General features: G+C 61.9%; 11 protein-coding genes, 2 tRNA genes and 2 rRNA genes. 5 read left to right on the forward strand and 10 right to left on the reverse strand.

All coding sequences use genetic code 11. The annotated features are described in order from the left end of the window. Positions 1 to 230, forward strand: a 230-nt coding sequence (locus PGX04_RS12570; protein WP_273738817.1) for a DUF4129 domain-containing protein, incomplete at its 5' end; no start/stop codon positions are given. A 157-nt stretch (positions 231 to 387) separates the two neighbouring features. Then, entirely contained in the window at positions 388 to 681 is a 294-nt protein-coding gene (yciH, locus tag PGX04_RS12575) for a stress response translation initiation inhibitor YciH (protein WP_098725285.1), read from the forward strand. Between the two features lie 281 nt (positions 682 to 962). Here the strand turns inward: yciH and PGX04_RS12580 are convergent, their stop codons facing one another. The 7 genes from PGX04_RS12580 to PGX04_RS12610 all read right to left on the reverse strand — a co-directional run bounded on the left by PGX04_RS12580 (position 963) and on the right by PGX04_RS12610 (position 4,688). After that, positions 963 to 1,328 carry a rhodanese-like domain-containing protein gene (locus PGX04_RS12580; RefSeq protein WP_273738818.1) on the reverse strand — a complete coding sequence of 122 codons (366 nt, stop codon included), beginning with the start codon at positions 1,326 to 1,328 and terminating at the stop codon, positions 963 to 965. An 89-nt stretch (positions 1,329 to 1,417) separates the two neighbouring features. Further along, positions 1,418 to 2,005, reverse strand: coding sequence for an NUDIX hydrolase (locus PGX04_RS12585; RefSeq protein WP_273738819.1), 588 nt, complete (start codon positions 2,003 to 2,005; stop codon positions 1,418 to 1,420). 119 nt (positions 2,006 to 2,124) lie between these two features. Continuing rightward, positions 2,125 to 2,535: a DUF5809 family protein gene (locus PGX04_RS12590; protein WP_273738820.1), complete on the reverse strand. Its 411-nt coding sequence runs from the start codon at positions 2,533 to 2,535 to the stop codon at positions 2,125 to 2,127. A gap of 25 nt (positions 2,536 to 2,560) precedes the next feature. After that, positions 2,561 to 3,043, reverse strand: coding sequence for a DUF5810 domain-containing protein (locus PGX04_RS12595; protein WP_273738821.1), 483 nt, complete (start codon positions 3,041 to 3,043; stop codon positions 2,561 to 2,563). A gap of 64 nt (positions 3,044 to 3,107) precedes the next feature. Beyond that, a complete protein-coding gene (gene rimI, locus PGX04_RS12600) occupies positions 3,108 to 3,581 on the reverse strand; it encodes a ribosomal protein S18-alanine N-acetyltransferase (RefSeq protein ID WP_273738822.1) in 474 nt (157 codons plus the stop codon). 229 nt (positions 3,582 to 3,810) lie between these two features. Beyond that, positions 3,811 to 4,305 (reverse strand): ferritin-like domain-containing protein, encoded by a 495-nt coding sequence (locus PGX04_RS12605; RefSeq protein ID WP_273738823.1) that lies wholly within the window; start codon positions 4,303 to 4,305, stop codon positions 3,811 to 3,813. 101 nt (positions 4,306 to 4,406) lie between these two features. Next, positions 4,407 to 4,688 (reverse strand): DUF6360 family protein, encoded by a 282-nt coding sequence (locus PGX04_RS12610; protein ID WP_273738824.1) that lies wholly within the window; start codon positions 4,686 to 4,688, stop codon positions 4,407 to 4,409. A 711-nt stretch (positions 4,689 to 5,399) separates the two neighbouring features. On the opposite strand from PGX04_RS12610, the gene PGX04_RS12615 reads away from it, so the two are divergent. The 3 genes from PGX04_RS12615 (at position 5,400) to PGX04_RS12625 (ending at position 6,421) form a co-directional block, all read left to right on the forward strand. Continuing rightward, positions 5,400 to 5,540, forward strand: a complete 141-nt coding sequence (locus PGX04_RS12615; RefSeq protein ID WP_222920128.1) for a hypothetical protein — start codon at positions 5,400 to 5,402, stop codon at positions 5,538 to 5,540. A gap of 56 nt (positions 5,541 to 5,596) precedes the next feature. Next, the gene (locus PGX04_RS12620; protein ID WP_273738825.1) at positions 5,597 to 6,265 is read left to right on the forward strand and encodes a DUF7119 family protein; all 669 of its coding nucleotides are present in this window, start codon (positions 5,597 to 5,599) and stop codon (positions 6,263 to 6,265) included. An 82-nt stretch (positions 6,266 to 6,347) separates the two neighbouring features. After that, a tRNA-Lys gene (locus PGX04_RS12625) sits at positions 6,348 to 6,421 on the forward strand. A 568-nt stretch (positions 6,422 to 6,989) separates the two neighbouring features. Here the strand turns inward: PGX04_RS12625 and PGX04_RS12630 are convergent. From PGX04_RS12630 to PGX04_RS12640, 3 genes are all read right to left on the reverse strand, one after another. After that, positions 6,990 to 7,065: transfer RNA gene (locus tag PGX04_RS12630), tRNA-Cys, on the reverse strand. A gap of 147 nt (positions 7,066 to 7,212) precedes the next feature. Beyond that, a 5S ribosomal RNA gene (rrf, locus tag PGX04_RS12635) occupies positions 7,213 to 7,334 on the reverse strand. Positions 7,335 to 7,461: 127 nt separating this feature from the next. Then, positions 7,462 to 7,547: ribosomal RNA gene (locus tag PGX04_RS12640) — 23S ribosomal RNA — on the reverse strand; the annotation flags it as partial.

Raw genomic sequence — 7,547 nt, forward strand, 5'->3', positions numbered from 1 at the left:
GGCCGCGGCATCGGTCGGAATCGGCTCGAGCGTACCTGGCGGCGCTGTCGGCAGCGGCGGACGACGCGGCCGACGCGGAGCCGATCGACCTGCGGACCGAACTGGTCGTCGACTACTACGAGCGAGCGACCTACGGCGGCGGTATCAGCCGGGCGGACGCCGACGAAGCGATCGAGATCGTCGACGATATCGCTCGAGAGTCCCTTCCAGTGGCCGGTCGGCTCCGATAAGACCGAGGGCGGTCCGAATTTCACCGCGATCGAACGAGAACTCGATTCGTTCACCGGGCCAGTCGCCAGTAAATCCCCCGCCCACTCAAAAAGAACCACGCGAAAGCATGCGGGTCCCGATAGTGTTTAATATGCCCGTTTCATAGCTACGAACGTAATGTCGGAAGTCTGCTCGACGTGCGGGCTGCCCGAGGAACTCTGCGTCTGTGAGGACGTGGCCAAGGGACAACAGCAACTCAACATCCGCATTGACGAGCGCAGATACGGGAAAGAGGTAACGATCGTCGAAGGATTCGATCCGAAGGACGTCGATCTGGACAGTCTCTCGTCGGATCTCAAATCGAAGTTCGCCTGTGGCGGCACCGTCGAGGACGACCACATCGAACTCCAAGGCAACCACACCGGTCGCATCGAAGAGTTCCTTCGGGACCGGGGTTTCAACGTCGCCTGATACCCGCAATGTGCTGAGACGGCTTCCGAACCCACGACCGTATCGCAAGCTCCTATCCGTTTTTTCACACCGATCGACCAGTCGCATCGCCGTCCCGAGCGGTCGTGCCATCGTCTCGTACCCCTGCCTGCTCACTCCGACTAACCGCGTCACCGCTCCGGCTCGAGGCCGATTCGAATCGCTGAGACGAATCGCTGAGCCGAACTGTCGACTGAGCGACGGAGACACGACGCGAGGGTCCGTGGGAGACGAAGTGTGCGCTGGCCCTGCGACCGAACCGATCAGAACGGAGATTCGCGGTCGGCCGGTTCGTCCCTGTCTTCCTCCTCGCGAACGAGGCCGAATTTCATGCCGTACTTATCGAGTCCACCCGCCATGCTCTCGACGCGCGCATCGGCGGACCCCTCGTAGGAACCGATGAGCTTTGCGGCCTGCACGCTTGCCTTCCCGTGCGGACAGACGGTGACGATGTGATCGTCGTCTTCGAGTTCGTCGACGCGCTCCGTGAGCTCGTGGAAGGGAATGTTCTCGCTATCCGGAATGTGACTGTCCTTGAAGCTTCGCTCGTCGCGAATGTCGACGATACGAACGTCCGCATCGTCCTCGAGAAGTTCCTTGACCTCGTCGGTGGAGATTTCGCCGTCCATTACTGGCGCGTTAGGTCGCGGGCTGAATAAGAATACGGGTCCAGTCGTCCGGCCGATCCGGTGGAACGAGACCAGTAAATCGGATCGCGCTACAGAACGCCGTCTTCTTTCGCGAGCAACAGCGCCGACAGCGTCGAATCGTTCGCCGGCTGCTCGCGGGCGCGTTCGAGCGCCTCGCTCACCGGCACCGTCGTCACCTCGAGGAACTCGTTGGTGTCGAGTTCCCGCTCGCCGGGCTCGAGCCCCTCGGCGTAGACGACGCCGCGGTCGTGGCGCAAAACGCCGGTCGCGACGGCGTACTCCTGGAGGAGCGCGGTGCTCGAGGGGCGAAAGCCGGTTTCCTCCTCGAGTTCGCGGGTCGCAGCCCGCGTGTACGACTCGCCGTCCTCGACGATCCCCGCGGGGAGTTCGAGGTGCGTCTCGCGGATCGCGGGCCGATACTGTTCGACGCACAGGAGGCGGTCTTCGTCGCCGCCAGCGTCACCACCACTATCCGCGTCCACGAGGACGCTCCCGTCGATCCGCGCGACCACGACGACCGCGGGAGGGAGGTCGGCCCAGTAGTATCGTTTCCGGCTCCCGTCGGGCTGTTCGAGCAGGTCGTAGCCGCCGTCGTACCAGCCCGTCTCGTACTCGGTTCGCTCCTCGAGCAGGTCCCACTCGTCGGGTGCAGTCATCGTGGGAGAGTCGTGCTCGAGTAGATAATAGATGGTGGTCGCTCCGCCGGCTGCGACGGGACACAGTTACTCGCCCGGAACTCCCGTCGTCGCTCCGGGTTCGAGTATAACGGGACGGCCTACACTATATCCCGGTATACGCGCCCGAACGCCTGCCGGCGAAGCGTCGCGATCGCCGCCTCCTCCTCGTTCTGAAACGTCGCCGCGACGGCCTGGCCGTCGGGCCCCGCGTGCCAGACGACGCGGTCGACGTCCTCGTGACCCGCCATCATCACCTCACCATCGTAGTCGTCGCGCCAGTCCTCGAACTCCTCGCGGGGTCCGACGCGAACCTCGAGCAGGCTCGCGAAGAGGGCATCGCGTGCGGTTTCGATGACGTCGCTGGTGACGCGGTCGTCGTACTCCTCGCGGTCGAACTCCATGGCCTTCGCGACCTCGCGGACGACCGTCTGGGCCGCGGGGCCGACCGATTCGTACTCTGTGCGCGCGTCCGCGGCCGACTCGAAGGTGAACGTCCCCACCGTGTGCATATGGGGAGAGACGGCAGAGAACCAGTTACGCGTTTTCGTTCGCGTCGGTGGCGTTCCCGTCGGCGTCGCTGTCACCGTCCCCGCTCTCGACGTCGTCGGCGTTCGGCTTCGGTTCGTCGTCCACATCGCTCTCGCTTGCAGTCTGCATCTCGCGAGTCAACTCTGCGGCTTCCTGCAGAACGTTCTCGGCTTCGGCGGTCAGCGAACCGCGGCCGGGCTGACGGCTCTGGCGGGCGATCCCCTCCTCGAGCGCGTCCGGTCGCCCGGGCTCGTGGCCATGGCCGTGGTCGTGGCCGGACCCCTCGAACTCGGGCGTGTCGATTTCCCGTGCGTGCGGGCTGACGATCTCGCCGAGTTCCTCGGGACTGCAGTCGCCCCAGTGGGGTGCGTGCTCCTCGAGCCACTCGCGATGGTTTTCGCGGCCGAGCGACGCGGTGATCGCGAGGTGATTCGCGAGGTGCACCGCGTCGGCCTCTTCGGCGTCACAGACCGGACAGGCGTATCCCATACGAGACCGTACGGTTTCGGACGGTAAAACGTGCCCCAATCCGCTACCGCAGTCCCGAACCCCGCTACCGCAGTTTCCGAACCATCACGATCGCGTCCTCGCCGTCGCCGTAATAGTTGGAAACCCGTCGAAGCGAATCGAAACCGAAGCCTCGATACAGCCGTTTCGCCCCCTCGTTCGACCGCCGAACCTCGAGTTTGACCGTCTCCGCACCGTGAGCCGCGAGCACGCCGAGCGATCGGGAGAGCAACGTGGAGGCGACGCCCGTCCGACGGTGCTCCGGGTGAACGGCGACGTCCTTGACGTGGCCGAGCGCGCGACCGATCTGCTGTGTCACGTCGGCGACGACGTAACCGGCGATCTCGCCGTCGACCTCCGCGACGAGAAACCCCGGTTCGCCGAGAAACCGCTCGAAGGCGTTGTACGGCCAGGGCTGTGCAAACGACGCGTTCTCGATACGAACGACCGCGAGTAAATCCGCACGCTCTGCCGGTCTAATCGACACCTCCTCGCGTCTTTCCGGGGCGGGCGTCGTCACACGCGAAGGTAACGCACCGAACAGTAAAAGCCGTACGCGTCGCGGCAGGGCCACTCGAGTTCGAGGCTCGATCGACTCCGCCGCGAAAACGGATCGCGCGCACCCTACTCGTCGTCGCTCGCTTCGCCTTCGTCCTCGTCGAGATCGGTCGTCGGCTCCGCGTCTTCGGTGCCGCCGTACTGCGTCTGATCCTCGTCGTCTTGCGCGTCGGAGTCGTCAGTCATGTGACTCACTCGGCCGGGATCGCGTCGATCTCGAAGTCCTCGGTCAGTCCCTTGAGCTCGTCGAGGGCGTCCTGCTCCTCCCGGAGGTTCTCCTCGAGCAGATCGGCCGCGTCATCCATTCCGAGCTGGTCCGCCAGCGGGATCAGATTGCCGTAGGCGGCGATTTCGTAGTGCTCGGTCTTCTCGGCGGCCGCCATGTTGTGATAATCCATCACCTCCTGCGTGGGATCCATCGACGTGAACTCCTCGTACTCCTCGAGGAGCCCTTCGATGCCCTCGCACTCCTCCTTCTCGGGCGGCTCACCGAACATATCGAAGACCTCCTCGAGCCGGTCGATATGGTCTCGGGTCTCCTCGCGGTGCTCCGAGAACGCCTGGGAGATCTCGTCGCGCTCGGTGTTCGCCTCGAGTTCCTCGAGCGCGTCGAGCAACTGGTGCTCCGCGTGATAGATGTCTTCGAGGCCGTGCTCGAACAGGTCCTGGATAGTGTCCATACTCATGGTGTAACCACTCCGTCGTTCGCTGCCCGAGTGAAAAAGACGGGAGCCTGCGACGGCAGGCGACGATTCGGGAGTCGTCCTCGCCGCCAGCGCACCCGCAGCTACTCCGTCGCGTCCTCAACTCGATCCGCGTGTTTCTCGAGGTCCGCGGCCAGCGTACGGGCCTGCTCCGGCGTCAACTCGAGTTCGTCCATGTGCTTTGGCAGGTGCTCCTCGTCGAGGTTATCGAGCTCCAGCTGGAGGCGAACGCTGTCGGGATCCTCGCGATCAGCGGTCGCGTTCACGACGGCGATCGACTCCCACTCGAAGCTCTCACCCACTGCTTTCCCCTCGACGTAATCCAACGTCGTGTACCCGGTAACCGACATCAGTCGATCGGACATGTCGGTTCGACCCTCAGTCTCCGAGTACTTATACTGCCGGCCGTCTCGAGCGACGATCTCGAGAACGGCACCAAAACGATTCCGAAGCGTCCGACCGCTGTCCGAGTTTCGAATGCGGATACGAACGGATTCGAGCCACCATTACTCGCGACATTCATCCCATCCAGCGCCCCACCTATCGGCCGTTTTTGCCCCAACTTCCTCGCGGTAATTCGGTACTGACTCGAAGCGTACCAAGGAACTCGGTCAAGAAGCGTGGACAGTCCGTCACAACGCCACCGGTTGACGACAGTGTCGGGGAATTCCACGCGGCCGTTCGCATTCCCTCTCGCTCAATAGCTCTCCAACTGTGCTGACACGACCGATATTGTCATACCCACATCGAAAGAAGCGAACACCAGCACCCGTTCCAACCGTGGTCTGTCGAATCGATACACTTGCTCCCGTTCGAGCCGAAAGGCCAACTATCCAGTGTTTCTGGCTCGAGTGACGACCGCTGATCGTTCGTCAGTCAATACGCGCGAGTGCCACACGGATCTGGGTCGTCACTACCGGTCCGATGAGCGCGATTCGATATCAGACGGGTGCCGAACAGCTGTCGCGATATCTCTATTCGTCAGAGATAGCGGCAGAAAGATCCCATAAGACAGAGCACGGGTATCGTTTGCAGCCGAAGCGATACTTATGCCTACGGGGTTCGAATGGCCGGCAATGACTGATACAGCCGAATGCAAACCAGAGCCGATCGAGCAGGAAGCGGAAGAGCGTGACGACGCTCACCTCGACGATATCGAAGAGGGGGCCGGCTGTACGGAGATCTGGGAGCATCTCGCCGAACAGCGAGAGGAATAACTGAGTCTTCCGTCCCGATAACGACCTTTTTGACGGCGGAACTCTTACCGAGGTTCATGACCGACAATCGGCCCGATGATCGATCGATCCCGACGGACCGCGAATCGCCCGTCGGTTCACCGGTTATCCGGGGTGATGAATCGGTCGCCGGAAACCGCGCCCGCGAAGCCGTCCAGTTCGATCCCGACGACCCCAAGAGCCTTGCAGACGCCGCCGAAACCGTCCGCCGGTTCGCCGGCGGTGAGACCAACGACGATCACCTCTACATGCTTCGCGGTGCAGCCGCCTGCGCTGCCCTCGTTCGCGGCGAAGGCTCCTACAAGGCCGCCGCCGAACGCGCCGGCGGTGACGCCACTGTCTCCTTTATCCGCAAGTGGGCCCGCGTCCACGATCTCCCGCGCTCGGTCCGCAAACAGGTCGCACTCGGTCAGATCGCCCCGACAGCCGCCAAACACATCGCCCGGGTCGGCGGCGAATCACGGCTCCTCCTCGCGTGGGCCACCCTCGACGGAGACCTCACCGTCCGCGACGTCCGCAGCGTCGCCAGCGCGATCAACAACGGTGCCTCCATCGACCAGGCCCTCAACGAACACGGCATTATCCTCGGCCGACTCGAACTCATTCTCTCGCCCGCTACCTACCGTGATCTTCGACGACGTGCATCCATCGACGGTGCCGATCCCGGCCAGCTCGTCACCGAGGCGCTCGAACAGTACTTCGAATAACGGGTATCGGACCGGCGAGGTCACTATCGAAGCAGTGGAGAAAGAAACGTTTAACCGCTGTTCCCCGAAAAAGGAAACTACAGGGCCGGTAGCTCAGTTTGGCAGAGCGTCTGGCTTTTAACCAGACGGTCGCGTGTTCAAATCGCGCCCGGCCCGCTTTTGCGAGGAACAATTCATGACGAGCAGAGCGGCGACCGCGATTTGAATCGCAGGGAACACGCAGCGCGGGCGGAGCGAGCGATCGTGTGACCGTGTATTCAAATCGCGCCCGGCCCGCTTTCTTTCTGCAAACAACACTGTGAGCAGCGGCTCACGGATCCAGCGCGAGTTAGAGCGGAGAGATCACAGCCTGCGCAACGAAATGAACAGGAACGTCTTCGTGTAGTTCAAAGTGCGACCGACCCGCTATCTATCGGCGAACAGTTCCGCAAGTGAGATATTACGAAACTATCGGTATTTGAACGCAGGTCAGATTCGTTCTGACTTCAGCACGTTCTTACTGAGGAACCGAACACCGGTCGGAAAGAGAGCAAGGGAGACAAGTCCGACAATTATGAGGCGATCTCCGTTCTCTCTGTCAGCAGACAGTACTAGCAATTGCCGAGTAAGACAGTATTGAAATCGGTTATTAAGTTATAACCGTGGACGAAAGACGAATCCGGAACGTCGTGTTTGAGGGATCGATAACAGTAACCACTGCGTTCTGAGGATTGGGAAGGGGAAAAGCCAAGGGCCGGATTTGAACCGGCGGTGGGCGGCTCTGCAGGCCGCTGCGTTCGGCCGGACTCTGCCACCTTGGCGCGTTTTACGGTTGTCACTGCGTTCGTTTAAGCATAGCGGTACGGCACAATTCTCGTGCGAGTCGCTGTGTCAGCTCTATATGCAGAAAACCCTACATAGCAACTGCCGACGCAGCCGCTCTGTAGGGATGAAAGTCTACGTATGAGTGGAGGCGGCGAAACGAGTTTCCCAGAGGCTCGCGCACTCCAGTACTCACCGTAACGCTGGCGAGCTTATCTTCCGTGTTCGGGATGGGTACGGGAGGAACCTCGCCGCTGTGGCCGCCCTAATGCCGACCAACGGAATCGAACCGCTGTCATGCCAATATCGGTGGTGTGTCTCTGACCGTGTGTATGTGTAGTCCAGTTTACGTCCGGACCCGTTCTCGCGTCACGGATCCAATGCGATGTTCAGTATGAATGTGTGGCTTGGCCGATTAGTGCTCGCGGACTCAACACCTCGTTGCCTTGGTGCGTACATCCCGAGTCTATCGAACTCGTCT

The sequence above is a fragment of the Natrinema soli genome, assembly GCF_028618695.1.

Bases quoted from the DNA above. Each gene is read 5' to 3' on its own strand.
- PGX04_RS12585 (WP_273738819.1), bottom strand. From the start codon at position 2,005: ATGACTGCACCCGACGAGTGGGACCTGCTCGAGGAGCGAACCGAGTAC.
- PGX04_RS12605 (WP_273738823.1), bottom strand. From the start codon at position 4,305: ATGAGTATGGACACTATCCAGGACCTGTTCGAGCACGGCCTCGAAGAC.
- PGX04_RS12595 (WP_273738821.1), bottom strand. From the start codon at position 3,043: ATGGGATACGCCTGTCCGGTCTGTGACGCCGAAGAGGCCGACGCGGTG.
- yciH (WP_098725285.1), top strand. From the start codon at position 388: ATGTCGGAAGTCTGCTCGACGTGCGGGCTGCCCGAGGAACTCTGCGTC.
- PGX04_RS12615 (WP_222920128.1), top strand. From the start codon at position 5,400: ATGACTGATACAGCCGAATGCAAACCAGAGCCGATCGAGCAGGAAGCG.
- PGX04_RS12620 (WP_273738825.1), top strand. From the start codon at position 5,597: ATGACCGACAATCGGCCCGATGATCGATCGATCCCGACGGACCGCGAA.
- PGX04_RS12590 (WP_273738820.1), bottom strand. From the start codon at position 2,535: ATGCACACGGTGGGGACGTTCACCTTCGAGTCGGCCGCGGACGCGCGC.
- PGX04_RS12610 (WP_273738824.1), bottom strand. From the start codon at position 4,688: ATGTCCGATCGACTGATGTCGGTTACCGGGTACACGACGTTGGATTAC.
- PGX04_RS12580 (WP_273738818.1), bottom strand. From the start codon at position 1,328: ATGGACGGCGAAATCTCCACCGACGAGGTCAAGGAACTTCTCGAGGAC.